This is a genomic window from Shewanella sp. 8A, assembly GCF_023475945.1.
Taxonomy (GTDB): Bacteria; Pseudomonadota; Gammaproteobacteria; order Enterobacterales; family Shewanellaceae; genus Shewanella; species Shewanella xiamenensis.
The window spans coordinates 1-20,916 of sequence record NZ_JAMDJP010000052.1 but is presented as its reverse complement, the minus strand read 5'-3'; the positions used below and the strand labels follow the sequence as shown (position 1 = coordinate 20,916).

Below are 20,916 nucleotides of genomic sequence, written 5' to 3'. Positions count from 1 at the left end.
GATTTGAGAGAAGTCTTTAGCTTCACCACCGTAGGTCTTAGCCAGTACGTGAGAGATAGCTGCAGTCAGAGTGGTTTTACCATGGTCAACGTGACCGATGGTGCCCACGTTTACGTGAGGCTTACTACGTTCAAATTTAGCTTTTGCCACGATATATTCCTTTCTTTTCAGAATAGTCCTGCATTGACAGGACCATATTACATTTATGTCGTAACTGGAAATTAGCTACGAGATTCAATAATCGCTTTCGCAATGTTTTGCGGTGCATCAGTGTACTTCAAGAACTCCATGGAGTAAGAAGCACGACCCTGAGTTGCAGAACGCAAATCAGTTGCATAACCAAACATTTCAGAAAGAGGCACTACTGCATGGACTATTTTGATGCCACCAAAGCCATCATCCATACCTTCAATCAAACCACGGCGACGGTTTAAATCACCAACAACATCACCCATATAGTTTTCTGGAGTAGTTACTTCTACTTTCATGCAAGGTTCGAGCAACACAGGTTTCGCCTCAAGCGCACCCTTTTTGAAGCCCATAGAACCCGCAATTTTGAACGCCATTTCATTCGAGTCCACATCATGATATGAACCATCGAACAGAGTGACCTTCACGTCCAATACAGGGAAGCCAGCGAGAACGCCATTCTTCATCTGCTCTTGGATACCTTTATCAACCGCAGGGATGAATTCACGTGGAACTACACCGCCAACGATTGCGTTGATAAATTCGTAACCAGCGCCTTCTTCATTAGGCTCTAGTTTTAACCAAACATGACCGAATTGTCCACGGCCACCTGATTGGCGTACAAATTTACCTTCAGCCTCAACTGATCCACGAATGGTTTCACGGTAGGCCACTTGTGGCTTACCTACGTTGCACTCAACACCAAATTCGCGACGCATACGATCAACGATAATGTCTAAGTGTAACTCACCCATTCCAGAAATCAGTGTTTGTGATGATTCTTCGTCAGTCTCAACCCGGAATGAAGGATCCTCTGCTGCAAGTTTTTGCAGTGCGATACCCATTTTGTCCTGGTCGGCTTTTGACTTAGGTTCAACGGCAATGGTAATTACTGGTTCTGGGAACTCCATGCGTTCCAAGATTACTTTGTGGTCATTATCACAAAGTGTATCACCCGTGGTTACGTCTTTTAGACCAATAGCCGCGGCAATATCACCTGCACGGACTTCTTTCAGTTCTGTGCGGTCGTTAGCGTGCATCTGCACGATACGGCCAATACGTTCACGTTTCTGTTTAACAGAGTTGTAAACGCCAGAACCTGATTCAAGTACGCCTGAGTACACACGAATAAAGGTTAAAGTACCCACGAACGGGTCTGTAGCAATCTTAAATGCCAACGCCGCAAAGGGGGCGTTGTCATCTGATGGGCGCTCAACTTCTTGCTCATTGTCATCGATGCCCTTAATAGGTGGCACATCGACTGGTGCTGGCAAGAATTCTACTACCGCATCAAGAACCGCTTGAACGCCTTTGTTCTTAAATGCAGAACCACAGGTCGCTAAAACGATTTCATTATTTATAGTACGTTGACGCAGTGCTTTTTTGATCTCTTCTTCTGACAGGGTACCTTCTTCAAGATACTTGTCCATCAGTTCATCAGAGGCTTCAGCGGCTGCTTCAACCAGATACTCATGCATTTCAGCCGCTTTAGCTGCTAAATGTGCAGGGATCTCTTCATAAGAGAACGTCATCCCCTGGTCCGCTTCGTTCCAGTTAATGGCTTTCATCTTGATTAAGTCGATCACGCCAGTGAAGTTTTCTTCTGCGCCGATATTTAATTGGATCGGTACACAAGTTGCTCCAAGGCGAGTTCTGATTTGCTTCACTACACGTTCAAAGTCCGCGCCTGCACGGTCCATCTTGTTGACAAATACGATGCGTGGAACGCGGTATTTGTCAGCTTGACGCCATACGGTTTCTGATTGAGGTTCAACACCTGAAGCACCACAGAAAACCACAACAGCGCCGTCAAGAACGCGCAAAGAACGTTCAACTTCAATAGTAAAGTCAACGTGACCAGGGGTATCGATGATATTGATGCGGTGTTCAGTGAATTGAGCATCCATACCACGCCAGAAAGTAGTGACAGCAGCCGAGGTGATAGTAATACCACGCTCTTGCTCTTGCACCATCCAGTCAGTGGTCGCGGCGCCGTCATGCACCTCACCGATTTTATGAGACAAACCGGTATAGAACAGAACACGTTCTGTTGTGGTGGTTTTACCTGCGTCCACATGAGCACAAATACCGATATTACGATAACGCTCAATTGGGGTTGTACGAGCCACGATTATACCCTCTCCACCAAAACCTAAGTCTTGGCAATATCAACAACAATGGTGTGAGCCTAAGCCCACACCATCAGATTACCAACGGTAATGAGCAAAGGCCTTGTTAGCTTCAGCCATGCGGTGCACGTCTTCACGCTTCTTAACAGCAGTACCTTTGTTTTCAGACGCATCTAGCATTTCACCTGCTAGACGTAAAGCCATAGATTTTTCACCACGCTTACGTGCAGCTTCAACTAACCAGCGCATCGCCAGTGCGTTACGACGCACAGGACGAACTTCACATGGTACCTGGTATGTAGAACCACCCACGCGACGAGATTTAACTTCGACTGATGGGCGAACGTTGTCCAGGGCTGCTTCAAGGATGTCTAAATGGTTAGCGCCTTTCTTTTCAGCGATAACATCAAGAGCCTTGTAAATGATTTTTTCAGCAGTCGACTTTTTGCCGTCCTGCATAATGACGTTGATGAACTTAGCCAGCAACTCACTGTGAAACTTTGGATCTGGTAGGATTTTACGTTGTCCTACAACGCGACGTCTTGGCATAACAATTCTCCGTATGCTTCAGGGATTTCCAAAACTGGAATTCTCAAAATAAACTAGCTTGGCCTTACTTAACGGATACGTTAAGACTTAGGACGCTTAGCACCGTACTTAGAACGGCTTTGGCGACGTGAAGTCACGCCTGCACAGTCTAATGCGCCACGAACAGTGTGGTAGCGAACACCAGGTAAGTCTTTAACACGACCACCACGGATCAAAATCACGCTGTGTTCCTGCAGGTTGTGGCCTTCACCGCCGATGTACGAAGTAACTTCGAAACCGTTAGTTAGACGCACACGAGCTACTTTACGTAGTGCAGAGTTAGGTTTTTTAGGGGTAGTTGTGTACACACGTGTACAAACACCACGCTTTTGTGGGCACGCATTCAACGCAGGCACATTAGTCTTGTCGACTTTTGGCGCGCGTGGCTTACGTACCAACTGGTTTACAGTTGCCATGTATAGCTCCGAGTCAGTTGAATCAAACTCAACGATAAGGTGTGAAAAATCTATATCCCACAATGGTGGGACGCGGAATTTTAGAAAGGTAAAGCCTAACTGTCAAGAAATAGCCAACTTTTGCGGCATATTCCAATGAAAAAGGCGCCAACGGCGCCTTTTTGTTACAAACTGATTACTTAATCTTGACTGCCAGCCAAGTTTAAGAGGTCTGCAAGGTTTTGTTCCGCTTCGCTTGCAGTGATCTTATTCACTACAACTGGCTCGTCTTTCTTAGCACGAGCATCATTACGGGTCTTGTGATAAGCGTAACCAGTACCAGCTGGGATCAGACGGCCAACGATTACGTTTTCTTTCAGACCACGTAAGTTATCAGACTTGCCGCCTACGGCAGCTTCTGTCAGTACGCGAGTTGTTTCTTGGAACGATGCTGCAGAGATAAACGATTCTGTTGCCAGAGACGCTTTGGTAATACCCAGCAGTTCACGTTCGAAGGTCGCAGGCACTTTGCCTTGTTCGATCAGGTCGCGGTTAGCGATCTTCACGCGAGACACTTCTACTTGTTCGCCTTCTAAGAACTCACTGTCACCCGCAGAGGTGATCACGCACTTACGCAGCATTTGACGGATGATCACTTCGATATGCTTATCGTTGATCTTCACGCCTTGTAGACGATATACGTCTTGTACTTCGTTCACAATGTAGTTAGCTACGTTGTGGATGCCACGTAGACGCAGAATGTCGTGCGCCGCTTCTGGACCGTCAGCAATAACTTCACCACGTTCGACTTTTTCACCTTCGAACACGTTTAAGTTACGCCATTTCGGGATCATCTCTTCGTACTGTTCACCGCCATCCGCTGGTGTAATCACCAGACGACGCTTGCCTTTAGTCTCTTTACCAAACGAGATGGTACCAGAGATTTCTGCCAGAATTGCAGGCTCTTTTGGCTTACGGGCTTCGAACAGGTCGGCAACGCGTGGTAGACCACCCGTGATGTCGCGTGTTTTAGACGATTCTTGTGGAATACGTGCTAACGCGTCACCCACGGCGATTTGCGCATTGTCGTCAAGGTTAACGATCGCACTGCCTGGTAAGAAGTATTGTGCTGGTACTTCTGTACCTGGGATCATCAGGTCACTACCGTCGGCACCAACCAGACGGATCATTGGGCGCATTTCTTTACCCGCTGAACCACGTTGACCCACGTCGAGGATCACGATTGATGACAGACCAGTCAGCTCGTCTGTTTGACGAGTCATGGTCACGCCGTCGATCATGTCAACGAACTTAATACTACCCGCCACTTCAGTGATGATTGGGTGAGTATGTGGATCCCAGTTAGCGATGATATCGCCCGCTTCTACTGATGCTTCTTCTAACTTCTCGAGCACAGTACCGTAAGGCACTTTATAACGCTCTTTCTCACGACCTAATTCATCGATGATTGCCAGTTCAGAAGAACGAGAAACGATAACCAGCTTGCCGTCTGTGTTTGTTACGTACTTAGCGTTGTGCAGTTTCAACGAACCTGAGTTCTTCACTTGAACGTTGTTTTCTGCAGAGGCACGTGACGCAGCACCACCGATGTGGAACGTACGCATCGTTAACTGTGTACCAGGTTCACCGATTGATTGTGCAGCCACAACACCAATCGCTTCACCGTGGTTGATGATATGGCCACGGGCCAAATCACGGCCGTAACAGGCTGCACACACACCAAAATCGGTATCACAGGTAATGACTGAACGAACAATCACTTCATCGATTGAATGCTCTTCTAACTTGTCACACCATGCTTCATCGAGCAGGGTGTTACGTGGTGCCAGTACGTCTTCAGTGCCTGGATAGAACACATCAACAGCAACCACACGACCCAGTACGCGTTCACGTAATGGCTCAACCACATCACCACCTTCGATCAGCGGCTTCATGGTTAGACCTTCGTGAGTACCACAATCGTCTTCAATGACGACTAAGTCTTGAGCAACGTCTACCAGACGACGAGTCAGGTAACCCGAGTTCGCTGTCTTCAATGCAGTATCGGCAAGACCTTTACGCGCACCGTGAGTAGAAATAAAGTACTGAAGTACGTTTAGACCTTCACGGAAGTTAGCGGTAATTGGCGTTTCAATGATCGAACCGTCTGGTTTCGCCATCAGACCACGCATACCCGCTAACTGACGGATCTGTGCAGCACTACCACGAGCGCCAGAGTCGGCCATCATGTAAATGCTATTGAACGAAGCTTGTTTTTCTTCAACGCCATCACGGTTAATCACTGTCTCAGTTGACAGGTTTTCCATCATCGCTTTAGAAACTTTTTCGTTCGCACTTGCCCAGATGTCGATAACTTTGTTGTAACGCTCACCGGCAGTAACCAGACCTGATTGGAACTGCTCTTGAATTTCGAGCACTTCGGCTTCAGCGTCAGCAACTAAGGTGTACTTCTCAGCTGGGATCACCATGTCGTCGATACCGACAGATGCACCAGAGATAGTGGCGTAACGGAAACCTGTATACATCAGTTGGTCAGCGAAGATAACGGTATCTTTCAGACCTAATTGACGGTAACAGGTGTTCAACAGCTTAGAAATCTGCTTTTTGCCCATGTTCTGGTTAACCAGATCAAATGACAAACCTGCTGGCAGAATCAATGACAGCAGAGCACGACCGACTGTGGTATCTACGATACGACGTTGTTCAGTACGCTCACCATTGTCACCGATAACGGTTTCAGTGATACGCACTTTCACGCGGGCATGCAGTTCAGCAGCGCCAGTTGCGTAAGCTTTTTCAACTTCAGCAACAGACATAAAGTACATACCTTCACCACGGCCGTTGATACGCTCACGGCTGGTGTAGTACAGACCTAATACCACGTCTTGAGACGGCGTGATTACAGGCTCGCCGTTCGCAGGTGACAGGATGTTGTTGGTAGACATCATCAGGGCACGAGCTTCTAGCTGCGCTTCCAGTGTTAACGGTACGTGTACCGCCATTTGGTCACCGTCGAAGTCGGCGTTGTATGCCGCACAAACGAGAGGGTGTAACTGGATGGCTTTACCTTCAATCAGTACAGGTTCGAACGCTTGGATACCCAGTCTGTGCAGTGTTGGTGCACGGTTAAGCATCACTGGATGTTCGCGGATCACTTCATCCAGAACGTCCCAAACTTCCGCCACTTCACGCTCTACCATCTTCTTAGCAGCTTTGATGGTTGTCGCTAAGCCACGACCTTCCAGCTTGCCATAGATGAATGGCTTAAACAGTTCCAGTGCCATCTTCTTAGGAAGACCACATTGGTGCAGACGTAAAGTAGGACCTACGGTAATTACCGAACGACCAGAGTAGTCAACACGCTTACCTAACAAGTTCTGACGGAAACGACCTTGTTTACCTTTGATCATATCGGCCAAAGATTTCAGAGGACGTTTGTTAGAACCGGTAATAGCACGACCACGACGACCGTTATCTAATAGCGCATCAACAGACTCTTGTAACATACGCTTTTCGTTGCGTACGATGATGTCCGGCGCAGCTAAATCTAACAGACGCTTCAAACGGTTGTTACGGTTGATCACGCGGCGATACAGATCGTTCAGATCTGAAGTCGCGAAGCGGCCGCCATCGAGCGGTACCAGCGGACGTAAGTCAGGTGGTAACACAGGCAGTACTTTTAAGATCATCCACTCTGGCTTGTTACCAGAAGTGTGGAACGCTTCCATCAACTTAAGACGCTTGGTCACTTTCTTGCGACGAGTCTCAGAGTTGATTGATGGCAGCTCTTCACGCATTTGTTCGATTTCTTTTTCAAGATCGATTGCGCGCAGCAGTTCTAATACCGCTTCAGCACCCATCTTGGCTTCGAATTCGTCACCGTACTCTTCTAATGCGTCCAGATAGTTTTCTTCTGTCAGCATTTGGCCACGCTCAAGGCTGGTCATGCCAGGCTCGATCACGACGAAAGATTCAAAATACAGTACGCGCTCGATATCACGCAGCGTCATGTCCAGCATTAAACCGATACGGGACGGCAGTGATTTCAAGAACCAAATGTGGGCAACTGGGCTAGCCAGTTCAATGTGACCCATACGCTCACGACGTACTTTAGTCTGGGTAACTTCTACACCACACTTTTCACAGATCACACCACGGTGCTTCAAACGCTTGTACTTACCGCACAAACATTCGTAATCTTTGACTGGGCCAAAGATACGCGCACAGAACAGACCTTCACGCTCAGGCTTGAAGGTACGGTAGTTAATGGTTTCTGGCTTCTTAACTTCACCAAAAGACCAAGAACGGATCAGATCAGGCGATGCCAGACCAATTTTGATGCCGTTAAATTCTTCAGTCTTGCTTTGCTGTTTCAGAAACTTTAATAAGTCTTTCACGTTTCTCTCCTGAAGGAGTTAAACCGGGTGCTCCGCGACTGCGGAGCACCATTCTGTTGCCAAACGTTGCCTTAAGGCGACGCTTATTCCTGATCCAACTCGATATTAATACCGAGTGAACGGATCTCCTTCAGTAATACGTTGAAGGACTCTGGCATGCCAGGCTGCATCTGATGGTTACCGTCGACGATGTTCTTATACATCTGAGTACGACCGTTAACGTCATCCGATTTCACGGTGAGCATTTCTTGAAGCGTATAAGCGGCACCGTATGCTTCGAGTGCCCACACTTCCATCTCCCCGAAACGCTGACCACCGAACTGAGCTTTACCGCCCAATGGTTGTTGAGTTACTAAGCTGTACGAACCGGTAGAACGGGCGTGCATCTTGTCGTCAACTAAGTGGTTCAGTTTGAGCATGTACATGTAACCAACAGTTACTGGACGCTCAAATTCGTTACCGGTACGACCATCAAATAATTTCAGCTGACCAGAGGTTGGCAAGCCTGCAAGCTCAAGCATCTGCTTGATCTCTTTCTCTTTAGCACCGTCGAAGGCTGGCGTAGCAACTGGGATACCGCCTTTCAGGTTGTTCGCTAAGCGCAATAACTCATCGTCAGTGAATGAATCGATGTCAACGCGCTGCTGCACTTCGTCACCTAATTCGTACACTTGCTTGATGTAGTTACGAACTTCTGCAAGTCCCTTCTCGCGCTGATCTTCCAGCATGGCAGCAATCTTGTTACCAATACCTTTAGCCGCAGCACCTAAGTGAACTTCAAGAACCTGACCGATGTTCATACGTGATGGAACGCCTAGCGGGTTCAACACGATGTCCACAGGGTTGCCTTGCTCGTCGTACGGCATGTCTTCAATTGGGTTAATCTTAGAGATAACACCCTTGTTACCGTGACGACCCGCCATCTTGTCACCAGGTTGGATAGTACGTTTAACCGCTAAGTAAACTTTAACGATCTTCAGTACGCCTGGGGCCAAGTCATCACCTTGGGTGATTTTGCGACGTTTGATTTCAAACTTCTTATCGAAGTCTGCTTTCAGCTCTTCATGCTGTTCAGCTAATTGCTCAAGCTCAGTTTGTTTGGCTTCATCGTCAATGACTTGAACCAATACATCTTTACGTGGCAATGCTGCGATCTGTGCTTCAGTGAAACCGGCACTTAATAATAAGTTGCGCGCACGGCTCAACACGCCTTCTTCAAGGATCTTGAACTCTTCGCCTAAGTCTTTACGAGCTTGGGCAATGTGCATTTCTTCGATTTCAATGGCGCGTTTGTCTTTCTCAACGCCGTCACGGGTAAATACCTGAACGTCGATGATGGTACCTTTAACAGAGTTAGGTACACGCAGTGAGCTGTCTTTCACATCAGACGCTTTCTCACCGAAGATGGCGCGCAGTAACTTCTCTTCTGGAGTCAGTTGTGTTTCGCCTTTTGGCGTCACTTTACCTACCAGAATGTCACCGCCCTTCACTTCTGCACCGATGTAAACGATACCTGACTCGTCGAGTTTCGACAGCGCAGATTCACCTACGTTTGGAATGTCAGCCGTGATTTCTTCGCTACCCAGTTTGGTATCACGAGCGATACAAGACAGCTCTTGAATGTGGATAGTGGTGAAACGGTCTTCCTGTGCAACACGCTCAGAAATTAAGATCGAGTCTTCGAAGTTGTAACCGTTCCAAGGCATGAACGCGATACGCATGTTCTGGCCAAGGGCTAAGTCACCTAAGTCAGTAGACGGACCATCTGCTAACACGTCACCACGAACGACTGGCTCACCAACAGAACAACATGGACGTTGGTTGATACACGTGTTTTGGTTAGAACGGGTGTACTTAGTCAGGTTGTAAATGTCGATACCCGCTTCGCCTGGGCGCAGCTCGTCTTCATTTACTTTAACGACGATACGGCTCGCATCAACGTAATCGATCACACCGCCACGTTTAGCGGCGACTACTACGCCAGAATCCACAGCGAGCGTGCGTTCAATACCCGTACCTACTAGCGGCTTTTCAGAGCGCAATGTTGGTACCGCTTGACGTTGCATGTTCGCACCCATCAATGCACGGTTGGCGTCGTCGTGTTCTAAGAACGGGATCAGTGACGCAGCAACAGAAATGATCTGTTGTGGCGATACGTCCATGTATTGAATGTCAGACGCGCGCATAAAGGTAGATTCACCTTTGTGACGACATGCGATCTGCTCTTCAACCATGCGGCCTTCAGAGTCAACTTCGATGTTCGCCTGTGCAATCACATAACGACCTTCTTCAATCGCTGACAAGTATTCCACTTCGTCAGTGATCACACCGTCTACCACTTTGCGGTATGGTGTTTCTAAGAAGCCGTATGAGTTAGTACGGGCAAAGCTTGCTAATGAGTTGATTAGACCAATGTTTGGACCTTCAGGGGTCTCAATTGGACATAAACGACCATAATGCGTTGGGTGTACGTCGCGGACTTCGAAGCCTGCACGTTCACGGGTCAAACCACCTGGGCCAAGAGCAGAAATACGACGCTTATGCGTTACTTCTGACAGCGGGTTGTTTTGGTCCATGAATTGTGACAGCTGAGAAGAACCGAAGAACTCTTTCACTGCAGCAGAGATTGGCTTAGCGTTGATTAAGTCTTGTGGCATCAGCTCGTTCAGATCGCCTAATGATAGACGTTCACGCACGGCGCGCTCAACACGGACCAGACCAACACGGAATTGGTTTTCAGCCATTTCACCCACAGAACGAATACGACGGTTACCTAAGTGGTCGATATCGTCCACTTCGTCGAAGCCGTTACGGATGTGAATGATGTTCTTCATTACTGCAACGATGTCTTCTTTAGACAGTACGCCACTACCTTCGTCATCAGGAATGCTGAGACGACGGTTGAACTTCATACGACCGACTTTCGACAGGTCATAACGTTCTTCGCTGAAGAATAAGTTTTGGAACAGGGCTTCTGCTGCATCTTTGGTTGGTGGCTCACCAGGACGCATCATGCGGTAGATCTCAACTAACGCTTCTAAGCGGTTAGTGGTTGGATCGATACGCAGAGTGTCAGAGATGTAAGCACCGTGGTCCAGCTCGTTAATGTATAACGTGCTCAACTCTTTGATGCCTGCCAGTGATAACTTCGCTAAGTCTTCTAAGCTGATTTCACTGTTAGCAGAAACTAATACTTCGCCCGTGTCCGGATCGATGTAATCTTGAGCAGCATATTTGCCCACGATGTACTCAACTGGTACTTCGAGTTCAGTGGTGTTGGTTTTTTCGAGTTGGCGAATATGACGTGCAGTCACGCGACGGCCCGCTTCAACCAATACAGTGCCTTCTGCATCCTTGATGTCGTAGCTGGCGGTTTCACCACGCAGACGCTCAGGGACTAAGGTCATAACCAGAGTATCTTTCTTGATCTTGAACTCAACGCGTTCGAAGAACAGGTCAAGGATCTCTTGAGTAGAGTACTCTAATGCACGCAGAATGATGGTCGCTGGCAATTTACGGCGACGGTCGATACGTACGAATAGTGCATCTTTAGGATCGAATTCAAAGTCTAACCATGAACCACGGTAAGGGATGATACGTGCGTTATATAGCACCTTACCTGATGAGTGGGTTTTACCACGGTCGTGATCGAAGAATACGCCTGGGCTGCGGTGTAATTGAGAAACGATTACACGCTCAGTACCGTTGATAACAAAGGTACCGTTGTCAGTCATCAATGGGATATCACCCATGTAGACTTCTTGTTCTTTAATATCTTTTACAGTGCCTGCCGCTGCTTCACGGTCATACAACACCATGCGTAATTTAACGCGCAGTGGAGCTGAATATGTAACACCACGGATCTGACACTCTTTCACATCAAAAACAGGCTCGCCAAGCTTATAGCTGACGTATTGCAGTTCTGAATTACCAGAAAAGCTCTTGATGGGAAAAACGCTACGGAAGGCGGCTTCAAGACCGCGCTCACCGGTAGGATCTTGATCGGTGAACTTCTTAAAAGAGTCTAACTGAATAGACAAAAGGTAAGGAATATCCAACACCTGTGGACGCTTACCAAAGTCTTTGCGAATACGCTTCTTTTCAGAATAGGAGTAAACCATGGGTTTCCTCTGCTTACGAGATGTGACCAAGACTGAATCAATAACCTGAGTTATTACATTCAGCACGTTTGCCCATCACCGTTGATGGCAAGAACCTAACCAGTAATCTCTGCTAGGGACTGCAAAATCTGGCGACAAACGGTGAAAAAAAATCGCCGGCGCATATAGCGCAAAAAAGGCCGACGGTTAAAAAACCGCCAGCCTCCACCCAAGTGGCTTGGGTGAGCAAGCTAAATAATAGCTTACTTGATTTCTACTGAAGCACCAGCTTCAACTAGTTCTTTCTTCAGAGCTTCAGCTTCTTCTTTAGAAACGCCTTCTTTAACTGCTACTGGAGCAGCTTCAGACATTGCTTTAGCTTCTTTCAGGCCTAAACCAGTTGCGCCACGGATGGCTTTAATAACTGCAACTTTGTTGTCGCCGTGTGCAGTCAGAATTACGTTGAATTCTGTTTGCTCTTCAACAGCAGCAGCAGCTTCGCCACCACCAGAAACAACAGCAGCAGCGGCAGAAACGCCGAACTTCTCTTCCATTGCTTCGATCAGTTCAACAACTTCCATTACAGACATAGCTGCAAAGGCTTCTAAGATTTGGTCTTTAGTGATAGACATAACAAATGTTTCCTATTGTTCTGAATTCAATTCTATTAAGCAGCCAGCTTGAAATTAAGCGGCTTCTTGTTTTTGATCGCGCAGGGCGGCCAGTGTACGAACGAACTTGCCAGCAGATGCTTCTTTCATAGTCATCATTAACTGTGCTAGTGCTTCTTCGTATGTTGGCAGTTTCGCCAAACGATCAATGTCAGCTGCAGGGATGAAATTCCCTTCAAAGGCTGCGCCTTTAACTTCGAAGTTAGCTTGCTCTTTAGCAAAGTCTTTTAACAGACGAGCTGCAGCACCTGGGTGCTCGTTAGAGAAAGCAATCAAAGTTGGGCCAGTGAACGTTTCTGCTAGGCACTCAAATGCAGTACCTTCAACAGCACGACGAGCCAGAGTGTTACGTACTACACGTACATAAACACCAGCTTCGCGAGCTTTTTTACGCAGACCGGTCATAGCACCTACAGTTACACCGCGAGAATCAGCGGCAACTGCAGATAGCGCACCTTTGGCAGCTTCGTTGACTTCAGCAACAATCGCTTTTTTGTCTTCGAGTCTTAATGCCATTGGCTTTACTCCTGGATTCTACCTAGGGTATTCCCTAGTATTTACCATACTAAATACTTATGTATTTAGTGACTTACGGTGCAGATTATCCAGTAAAAAAATTTAGCTGGGGCCTGACACCGTCTACGCAGGAAATTAAGTAAACCGTTAAAGTAAACACCTGCGGTCTTGGACGGAAGCCTAATTAATGATGCTTAAAGCATCAAAAACAGGCTTCAACCCACAAAGTGCGCGCATTATAGACTAATGCACTCACCTTGTAAAATTAGTTAGCTGTTTCGAGAGAAGCTTGGTCAACAGCAACACCTGCACCCATAGTGGTGGAGATGCTTACTTTTTTCACGTATACACCTTTTGCAACTGCAGGCTTAGCCTTTTTCAGTGCAGAGATTAACGCTTCCAAGTTTTCTTTCAATTGAACTGGTGTGAAATCCACTTTACCGATAGTAGTGTGGATAATACCGTTCTTGTCGTTGCGGTAACGAACTTGACCCGCTTTAGCGTTCTTAACTGCTTCAGCAACGTTTGGCGTTACTGTACCAGTTTTGGGGTTAGGCATTAAACCACGTGGGCCTAAGATTTGACCTAACATACCAACAACGCGCATTGCGTCTGGCGATGCGATAACTACGTCGAAGTTCATTTCACCGGCTTTGATTTTCTCAGCCAGATCATCCATACCAACAAGTTCAGCACCAGCAGCTTTAGCAGCTTCAGCATTTGCACCTTGTGTAAATACTGCAACGCGAACGTCACGACCAGTACCGTGTGGCAACACAGTTGCACCACGAACGTTTTGGTCAGATTTACGTGGGTCGATGCCCAGGTTAACAGCAACGTCAACACTTTCAACGAACTTAGCAGTTGCTAATTCTTTTAACAGAGCAACAGCGTCGTTGATTTCGTATAGTTTAGTACCGTCAACTTTCTCGCGGATTACGCGCATGCGTTTAGTTAGTTTTGCCATTATATTAACCCTCTACAACCAAACCCATTGAACGCGCAGTACCTTCGATTGAGCGAGTCATCGCTTCAATATCAGCACCAGTCATATCGGCGGCTTTCATTTCAGCAATTTCCTGAATCTTAGCACGAGCGATAGTACCTACTTTCTGAGTGTTTGGACGTGGAGAACCTGATTTCAGGCCTGCAGCAGTCTTCAGTAAGTAAGAAGCTGGTGGAGTCTTAGTTTCGAAAGTGAATGAACGGTCACTGTATACAGTGATCACGACTGGAATAGGCATGCCTTTTTCCATTTTTTCTGTACGGGCGTTGAACGCTTTACAGAATTCCATGATGTTCACACCTTTCTGACCCAGAGCTGGACCAACTGGTGGTGAAGGGTTCGCAGAACCTGATTTCACTTGTAGCTTAATATAAGCATCAATCTTTTTTGCCATCTGACATTTCCTCAGTTTGGGTTCAAACGCATATCAGCGACATGCCAACATGCTCCCCCGAAAACAACGGGTGCGGATTATATAGAAATCCGCACCCGTTGCCAAACGGATTTTGTATTTAATTTAATCAGCCTTTTTCGACCTGACTAAAATCGAGCTCAACTGGTGTAGAACGACCGAAGATCATTACCGACACTTTTACGCGGCTCTTGTCATAATCCACTTCTTCAACGGTACCGTTAAAGTCAGCAAATGGACCATCACATACACGCACCACCTCGCCTGGCTCGAAAATAACGCGGTGAGTTGGCGAAGCTGTGGTTTCTTGTAAGCGACGCAGAATAGCATCCGCTTCTCTATCTGAAATTGGAGCAGGACGATCAGAGGTTCCGCCAATAAAGCCTAAAACACGCGGGATGCTTTTGACTAAATGCCAGCTATCATCGTTCATTTCCATCTGGACCAAAACATAACCAGGGAAAAACTTACGCTCGCTCTTACGACGCTGGCCTGCACGCATTTCAATGACTTCTTCAGTCGGAACTAAGACTTCACCGAAGTATTGTTCCATGCCGTGCATTTTAATGTATTCAATCAGTGACTTACAAACTCGGCCTTCATAGCCAGAGAATGCCTGCACTACATACCATCTTTTTTTAGCTTCTTTAGCTTCAGTCATTCGAGGTGCCTATACGCCAGTGATAAAATTGACAATTCGCATTAACACTGCATCTAAACCCCATAAAATAAGAGCTAAGATACCTGTTGCAGCAAGGACAATAAAAGTGGTGTTAAGCGCTTCTTGACGTGTTGGCCATACGACCTTACGCACTTCAATTTGCGACTCACGCGCGAATGCTAAAGCTTTTTTACCCTTTTCGGTTTGCAGGGCAATAAAACCAGCAATAGCGAATGCAACGATAACAGCCAGTGCGCGGATCACGGCACTCGCCTCGCTATACATTTGATTGCCAATAACAGCAGCGGCCAGCAATAGGATCGCTAAACCCCACTTCACGATATCCAGAGAGTTAGTCTGGTTTTCAGTATTTGTTGTCATCGGTTATTCCGTTACTCAATACGGCCTGAGCTTGAGCACAATAATTAGGGACATACGACCCAGTTACAATACGCTTTAGATACTCTGAATCCCGAATACCCTTAGAAACGCATGTTGCATAAGCTCAGGGTCAAAAATCGGCCATAGATTGTATTCTGATTCGACTTTGTTAGCAAGGATGCACAACAGTTGCAACCCACAAAACCCACTAAATAATCGACTTAAACAAAAAAGGAAGCCTAAGCTTCCTTTTTTCTAATCACAATTGCTATTACGCAATGATCTTAGCTACAACACCAGCGCCTACTGTACGGCCACCTTCACGAATTGCGAAGCGTAAACCTTCGTCCATCGCGATTGGGCAAATCAGCGTAACAACCATCTTGATGTTGTCACCAGGCATTACCATCTCTACGCCTTCTGGCAGTTCAATAGTACCGGTTACGTCAGTTGTACGGAAGTAGAACTGTGGACGGTAGCCTTTGAAGAATGGAGTGTGACGACCACCTTCTTCTTTTGACAGAACGTAAACTTCTGATTCAAAAGTAGTGTGTGGGTTGATTGAACCTGGCTTAGATAATACTTGACCACGTTCTACGTCATCACGCTTAGTACCACGTAATAAAATACCACAGTTCTCACCTGCACGACCTTCGTCAAGCAGCTTACGGAACATTTCTACGCCAGTACAAGTTGTTTTAGAAGTCGTGCGGATACCAACGATTTCTACTTCGTCGCCCACTTTAACGATACCACGCTCTACACGGCCTGTTACTACTGTACCACGACCAGAAATAGAGAATACGTCTTCGATTGGCATCAGGAATGGCTTATCGATATCACGCTCTGGCTCTGGAATGTAAGAGTCTAAAGCTGCTGCCAGCTCAAGGATCTTCGCTTCCCACTCCGGCTCGCCTTCTAGCGCTTTCAGAGCTGAACCTTGGATTACTGGTAAGTCATCACCTGGGAAGTCGTATTCTGATAACAGTTCACGTACTTCCATTTCCACTAATTCTAACAGCTCAGCATCGTCAACCATGTCACATTTGTTCATGAATACGATGATGAATGGTACGCCAACCTGACGAGACAGCAGGATGTGCTCGCGAGTTTGTGGCATTGGACCGTCTGTAGAAGCAACTACCAGGATCGCGCCGTCCATCTGTGCAGCACCAGTGATCATGTTTTTAACATAGTCAGCGTGGCCTGGGCAGTCTACGTGTGCGTAGTGGCGAGTTGGGGTGTCATACTCGATGTGAGAGGTATTGATGGTAATACCGCGCTCACGCTCTTCTGGAGCGTTATCGATTTGAGAGAAGTCTTTAGCTTCACCACCGTAGGTCTTAGCCAGTACGTGAGAGATAGCTGCAGTCAGAGTGGTTTTACCATGGTCAACGTGACCGATGGTGCCCACGTTAACATGGGGCTTAGAACGTTCAAATTTAGCTTTAGCCATGGTATTGCCTCAATCCAAGAGTCTTGGTGATGAAAACATACATATAGAAAAAATCCGATGCATATAAATGACATCGAACCGATTAATTTAGGTATAGGAGCTTAATTCAGAAAGGCTGGTGCTGATAGGCAGATTCGAACTGCCGACCTCACCCTTACCAAGGGTGTGCTCTACCAACTGAGCCATATCAGCAACTAAATTTGGAGCGGGCAGCGGGAATCGAACCCGCGTTATCAGCTTGGAAGGCTGGAGTAATACCATTATACGATGCCCGCGCAACCTAACTAAGGCTACCTAACTACCTAGAAAATGGTGGAGGGAGAAGGATTCGAACCTTCGAAGGCGGAGCCGTCAGATTTACAGTCTGATCCCTTTGGCCACTCGGGAACCCCTCCAGTAAAATGGTGCCGGCACCAAGAGTCGAACTCGGGACCTACTGATTACAAGTCAGTTGCTCTACCAACTGAGCTATGCCGGCAAATCATTTCGGAACGGGATATTAGGTAAATGTGTGCCCAAGTGCAAGCGAAAATCGACGATTTGTTTAAAAAAAGCAATCAAATGATGCTTTTTTACCCTCAAACTGATGTCGGCAAGCATTTATCCAGTAAATCAGGCTAGAAGAGCTAGAAACCGAGCTTCACGAATTGATTTTATATTGTCGATACTTAAGTCATGGTGTACTGTGCGATTCCTAAGCCGAGGAAAGCCAATGACGTCAAAAAATCCAATTCAAAAAGCACTCTATCTTGCCTTTGAGCGCGCACAATGGTCTGTTTTAAGGGACGCAGTGCCAATGACGCTGAGTGAACAAGACTTGGAGAATCTTCGGGGTATCAATGAGAAGGTTTCACTCTCCGAAGTCACTGATATTTACTTGCCTCTGAGCAGGTTGCTTAACTTAATTGTAAAAGCCAAACAACAACGTGGTTTAGTCCTTGATGAGTTTCTCGGGCAAAAGCCCTCAAGCAGCCCTTATATCATCAGCATTGCTGGTAGTGTTGCCGTGGGTAAAAGTACCACTGCGCGTATTTTACAGGCGTTACTAAGCCAGTGGCCCGAGCATCCTAAAGTCGATTTAGTTACGACCGATGGTTTTCTATATCCTCTGGCAGATTTGAAGCGTAAAGGGCTATTGCAACGCAAAGGCTTTCCTGAAAGTTACGATATGAAGATGTTGGTCGAATTTATTTCGGCGGTAAAATCCGGGCAAGCCCATGTAAATGCGCCTATCTATTCCCACGTAACTTACGATCGTATTCGCGGCCAGCATCAAACCGTTTCGCAGCCCGATATTTTGATCCTCGAAGGACTGAATGTTTTACAAACAGGTTTAGATTCGCCAGTCGATATACGTAGGCCCTTTGTCTCCGACTTTGTCGATTTTTCGATTTATGTCGATGCCGAAGAGCATTTATTGAAGCAATGGTATCAAGAGCGCTTTTTGCAATTTCGCAAAGGGGCATTTAGTGATGAAAAGTCCTATTTCCATCACTATGCTAGCCTGACGGATGATGAAGCCTATACTATAGCGGCGAAAATATGGGACACAATCAACGGCCCCAATTTGCAGCTCAATATTCAGCCCACAAGAGAACGAGCGCATCTGATCCTACAAAAAGGACAGGATCATTTGATGTCACACGTTTTACTGCGTAAATAATCTTATCTTGCTCTTAAACTGATTTCTCCGCCGATATAGGCTTGTATGCCATCGGCGGTTTCTAACAATACTGCACCTTGTTCATCGATACCACGACAGATACCGTCAACGTGATTCTCGCCCATCAGTAAACGAATTTCTTTACCATGGAATAGATCTGCCTGTTGCCAGCGCGTTTTAAAGGCTGCCAGCCCTTCACGCTCAAACAACTGTATGTCTCTCTTCAACTGTTTGTGTAATGCAATCACGAGATCCGTTTTATTTGGCATATCCGTCAAGCTAGACAAGTCGCTCCAAGGCTGGTCAATTCCCTTACCTTGGTCTTCCGACATAGCCATGTTAACACCAATACCAATGATTAATTGACACTCGCTATCCGCCTGCCCGGACATTTCAATTAAAATCCCAGCAAGCTTTTTATAATTAAGATAAATATCGTTTGGCCATTTCACGCCGATATTATCAACACCAAAGGATTTCAGTACCTCAACTAAACTACAAGCCACCACTAGGCTTAAGCCCATTGCCTGCGCCATCCCTTGGGGGAATGACCAAAACTGCGAGAAATACAAATGATGTCCATAGGGAGACACCCAAGTTCGTCCTCTACGTCCTCGTCCCGCTGACTGGTACTCAGCCACACATACATCGCCACTCTTCAGCTCACTGGTATGGCTTAACATAAAGCTGTTAGTGCTCGGGATTTCATCAAAGTAAAAGCATCGATTATCGATCGACTGAATTAAACGAGCCGAGTCGATAAGGGAGATAGGATTAGCTAACTTGTAACCGCGGCCTTTGACACTGTAGATCGCCACGCCATAGTCTTCCAAAGCATCGACATGCTTACTCACTGCAGCGCGGGAAATGCCCAGTTGTGTAGCTAACTCCTCACCAGAAACAAAATGTTCGCTCGACAGTAATCCCAGTATTTCGCGTTTTCTCACCCAATTATCAGACATCGAGACTCGTCTCCCCTGTTAATCCCATAATTCTTGGCTCGGCTTCTAGCTTAACGCCAAAAACCTCATTCACTCGCGCAATCACATGCAATGCTAATCGACAAATATCTTGGCCAGTTGCATGGCCTAAATTGACTAATACTAAGGCTTGCTTCGCATGCACTCCCGCATTCCCAAGAACAAACCCCTTAAGACCTGCATGTTCAATTAGCCAACCAGCAGCAAGTTTGACCTCTCCATTCGGTTGAGCATAACCAACAATGCTTGGAAAGCGTTGAGCTAGTTCAATATAAACTGATGCGCTAACGATTGGATTCTTAAAAAAACTCCCAGCGTTACCTAGCACCTCAGGATTCGGCAGCTTCTCACTCCTCACCTCACAGACACGGTCAAAAATCTCCCTTGGGGTCACCGTCTCAGCGTTAAATGATTGCAACGGGCCATAGGCCAATTTTGGTTGCCAAGCTTTAGGGAGGCGCAAACCAACAGCGGTAATCACAGCTTTGTCGCGTAAGCTGCCTTTAAATATCGACTCGCGATATGAAAACTCACATTCATCGACCGTAAGCCTTAGTAAGTCGCCAGACTCGACATCAAGATATTCAACCCAATCACAAACATCACAAAACTCAACACCATAAGCACCGATATTTTGAATCGGAGCTGCGCCAACTGTGCCCGGGATCAGGGCTAAATTCTCAAGTCCAGGCATATTCTGATCTAAGCTAAATAGGACCAATTCATGCCAGTTTTCACCCGCCTCAACATCAAGATAAAAGTGAGAGTCATCTTCGGAGCAGGAAATACCTTTAGACAATACTCGCACTACAGTGCCATTAAAATCATCGGTAAATACGATATTGCTGCCACCACCAAGCACAAGCATTGGTTGCTTTGATTGATATAAAGATAAGCAAGTCGTTTGCAGTTCCATCTTGGAATGGACTTCAATCAATGATGAACAGGATTGCTCTACGCCAAAAGTATTAAACGGTTTTAGCGAGTATGGAAAAGACATGATGATGTTCTGCCGCGATAAAAGTGACATTGTAAACGCTTCACCCTAGAATTGCAGCAAACTGAGATTGATCGGTAAAACAGATACGTCATGACTCAAGCTTTTGAGCTTTTGAGCTTTTGAGCTTTTGAGCTTTTGAGCTTTTGAGCTTTTGAGCTTTTGAGCTTTTGAGCTTTTGTGCTTTTGTGCTTTTGAGCAAGAGTTAAAGATGAGCACAAACAAGTTGAGGAAGCCGTGAATAAAACATCAAAAACAAAAAAGCCAGCTTATTCAGCTGGCTTCATTGTTTAATTAGGCGCTTGGCGATGACCTACTCTCACATGGGGAGACCCCACACTACCATCGGCGCGA

16 protein-coding genes and 4 tRNA genes are annotated in these 20,916 nt (G+C 46.6%); 1 reads left to right on the top strand and 19 read right to left on the bottom strand.

The genetic code is table 11. From position 1 onward, the window contains the following. The 17 genes from M0413_RS21955 to M0413_RS21875 form a co-directional block, all read right to left on the bottom strand. A partial coding sequence (locus M0413_RS21955) for a GTP-binding protein (protein WP_248986370.1) occupies nt 1-150 on the bottom strand: 150 nt, incomplete at its 3' end. Between the two features lie 71 nt (nt 151-221). After that, nucleotides 222-2,318, bottom strand: coding sequence for an elongation factor G (fusA, locus tag M0413_RS21950; RefSeq protein WP_037418387.1), 2,097 nt, complete (start codon nt 2,316-2,318; stop codon nt 222-224). A gap of 78 nt (nt 2,319-2,396) precedes the next feature. Beyond that, on the bottom strand, nt 2,397-2,867 hold the full coding sequence (rpsG, locus tag M0413_RS21945) for a 30S ribosomal protein S7 (protein WP_011070613.1): 471 nt from the start codon (nt 2,865-2,867) through the stop codon (nt 2,397-2,399). 80 nt (nt 2,868-2,947) lie between these two features. Further along, nucleotides 2,948-3,322, bottom strand: coding sequence for a 30S ribosomal protein S12 (gene rpsL / locus M0413_RS21940; protein ID WP_011070612.1), 375 nt, complete (start codon nt 3,320-3,322; stop codon nt 2,948-2,950). Nucleotides 3,323-3,501: 179 nt separating this feature from the next. Further along, nucleotides 3,502-7,719, bottom strand: coding sequence for a DNA-directed RNA polymerase subunit beta' (rpoC, locus tag M0413_RS21935; RefSeq protein WP_047539809.1), 4,218 nt, complete (start codon nt 7,717-7,719; stop codon nt 3,502-3,504). 83 nt (nt 7,720-7,802) lie between these two features. Next, entirely contained in the window at nt 7,803-11,840 is a 4,038-nt protein-coding gene (rpoB, locus tag M0413_RS21930; RefSeq protein WP_055647562.1) for a DNA-directed RNA polymerase subunit beta, read from the bottom strand. Between the two features lie 242 nt (nt 11,841-12,082). Further along, a complete protein-coding gene (rplL, locus tag M0413_RS21925) occupies nt 12,083-12,451 on the bottom strand; it encodes a 50S ribosomal protein L7/L12 (RefSeq protein WP_007644333.1) in 369 nt (122 codons plus the stop codon). 54 nt (nt 12,452-12,505) lie between these two features. After that, entirely contained in the window at nt 12,506-13,006 is a 501-nt protein-coding gene (gene rplJ, locus M0413_RS21920; RefSeq protein WP_011070609.1) for a 50S ribosomal protein L10, read from the bottom strand. Nucleotides 13,007-13,271: 265 nt separating this feature from the next. Further along, nucleotides 13,272-13,973, bottom strand: coding sequence for a 50S ribosomal protein L1 (rplA, locus tag M0413_RS21915; RefSeq protein ID WP_011070608.1), 702 nt, complete (start codon nt 13,971-13,973; stop codon nt 13,272-13,274). Between the two features lie 4 nt (nt 13,974-13,977). Continuing rightward, entirely contained in the window at nt 13,978-14,406 is a 429-nt protein-coding gene (gene rplK, locus M0413_RS21910; protein ID WP_037430687.1) for a 50S ribosomal protein L11, read from the bottom strand. Between the two features lie 127 nt (nt 14,407-14,533). Continuing rightward, nucleotides 14,534-15,085, bottom strand: a complete 552-nt coding sequence (gene nusG, locus M0413_RS21905; RefSeq protein WP_011070606.1) for a transcription termination/antitermination protein NusG — start codon at nt 15,083-15,085, stop codon at nt 14,534-14,536. Nucleotides 15,086-15,094: 9 nt separating this feature from the next. Beyond that, on the bottom strand, nt 15,095-15,466 hold the full coding sequence (gene secE / locus M0413_RS21900) for a preprotein translocase subunit SecE (protein WP_037418403.1): 372 nt from the start codon (nt 15,464-15,466) through the stop codon (nt 15,095-15,097). Nucleotides 15,467-15,737: 271 nt separating this feature from the next. Beyond that, nucleotides 15,738-16,922 (bottom strand): elongation factor Tu, encoded by a 1,185-nt coding sequence (gene tuf / locus M0413_RS21895; RefSeq protein ID WP_069453807.1) that lies wholly within the window; start codon nt 16,920-16,922, stop codon nt 15,738-15,740. 116 nt (nt 16,923-17,038) lie between these two features. Next, nucleotides 17,039-17,114 (bottom strand) — tRNA-Thr (locus tag M0413_RS21890). 9 nt (nt 17,115-17,123) lie between these two features. Beyond that, a tRNA-Gly gene (locus tag M0413_RS21885) sits at nt 17,124-17,197 on the bottom strand. A 35-nt stretch (nt 17,198-17,232) separates the two neighbouring features. After that, nucleotides 17,233-17,317: transfer RNA gene (locus M0413_RS21880), tRNA-Tyr, on the bottom strand. A 7-nt stretch (nt 17,318-17,324) separates the two neighbouring features. Further along, nucleotides 17,325-17,400 (bottom strand) — tRNA-Thr (locus M0413_RS21875). Nucleotides 17,401-17,634: 234 nt separating this feature from the next. Here M0413_RS21875 and coaA point away from each other — a divergent pair. Then, complete coding sequence (gene coaA / locus M0413_RS21870; RefSeq protein ID WP_037417855.1) at nt 17,635-18,585, top strand: type I pantothenate kinase; 951 nt, start codon at nt 17,635-17,637, stop codon at nt 18,583-18,585. A 2-nt stretch (nt 18,586-18,587) separates the two neighbouring features. Here coaA and birA read toward each other — a convergent pair whose 3' ends face one another. Continuing rightward, nucleotides 18,588-19,547 carry a bifunctional biotin--[acetyl-CoA-carboxylase] ligase/biotin operon repressor BirA gene (gene birA, locus M0413_RS21865; RefSeq protein WP_218737620.1) on the bottom strand — a complete coding sequence of 320 codons (960 nt, stop codon included), beginning with the start codon at nt 19,545-19,547 and terminating at the stop codon, nt 18,588-18,590. Beyond that, nucleotides 19,540-20,565 carry a UDP-N-acetylmuramate dehydrogenase gene (gene murB / locus M0413_RS21860; RefSeq protein ID WP_172589137.1) on the bottom strand — a complete coding sequence of 342 codons (1,026 nt, stop codon included), beginning with the start codon at nt 20,563-20,565 and terminating at the stop codon, nt 19,540-19,542. The genes birA and murB overlap by 8 nt, the downstream gene beginning before the upstream one ends. Nucleotides 20,566-20,916: the final 351 nt, after the last annotated feature.

Coding starts and splice junctions, on each gene's coding strand:
- rplJ (WP_011070609.1), bottom strand. CDS start 13,006: ATGGCATTAAGACTCGAAGACAAAAAAGCGATTGTTGCTGAAGTCAAC.
- tuf (WP_069453807.1), bottom strand. CDS start 16,922: ATGGCTAAAGCTAAATTTGAACGTTCTAAGCCCCATGTTAACGTGGGC.
- rpsG (WP_011070613.1), bottom strand. CDS start 2,867: ATGCCAAGACGTCGCGTTGTAGGACAACGTAAAATCCTACCAGATCCA.
- coaA (WP_037417855.1), top strand. CDS start 17,635: ATGACGTCAAAAAATCCAATTCAAAAAGCACTCTATCTTGCCTTTGAG.
- rplK (WP_037430687.1), bottom strand. CDS start 14,406: ATGGCAAAAAAGATTGATGCTTATATTAAGCTACAAGTGAAATCAGGT.
- rplL (WP_007644333.1), bottom strand. CDS start 12,451: ATGTCTATCACTAAAGACCAAATCTTAGAAGCCTTTGCAGCTATGTCT.
- rplA (WP_011070608.1), bottom strand. CDS start 13,973: ATGGCAAAACTAACTAAACGCATGCGCGTAATCCGCGAGAAAGTTGAC.
- birA (WP_218737620.1), bottom strand. CDS start 19,547: ATGTCTGATAATTGGGTGAGAAAACGCGAAATACTGGGATTACTGTCG.
- murB (WP_172589137.1), bottom strand. CDS start 20,565: ATGTCTTTTCCATACTCGCTAAAACCGTTTAATACTTTTGGCGTAGAG.
- secE (WP_037418403.1), bottom strand. CDS start 15,466: ATGACAACAAATACTGAAAACCAGACTAACTCTCTGGATATCGTGAAG.
- rpsL (WP_011070612.1), bottom strand. CDS start 3,322: ATGGCAACTGTAAACCAGTTGGTACGTAAGCCACGCGCGCCAAAAGTC.
- rpoB (WP_055647562.1), bottom strand. CDS start 11,840: ATGGTTTACTCCTATTCTGAAAAGAAGCGTATTCGCAAAGACTTTGGT.
- nusG (WP_011070606.1), bottom strand. CDS start 15,085: ATGACTGAAGCTAAAGAAGCTAAAAAAAGATGGTATGTAGTGCAGGCA.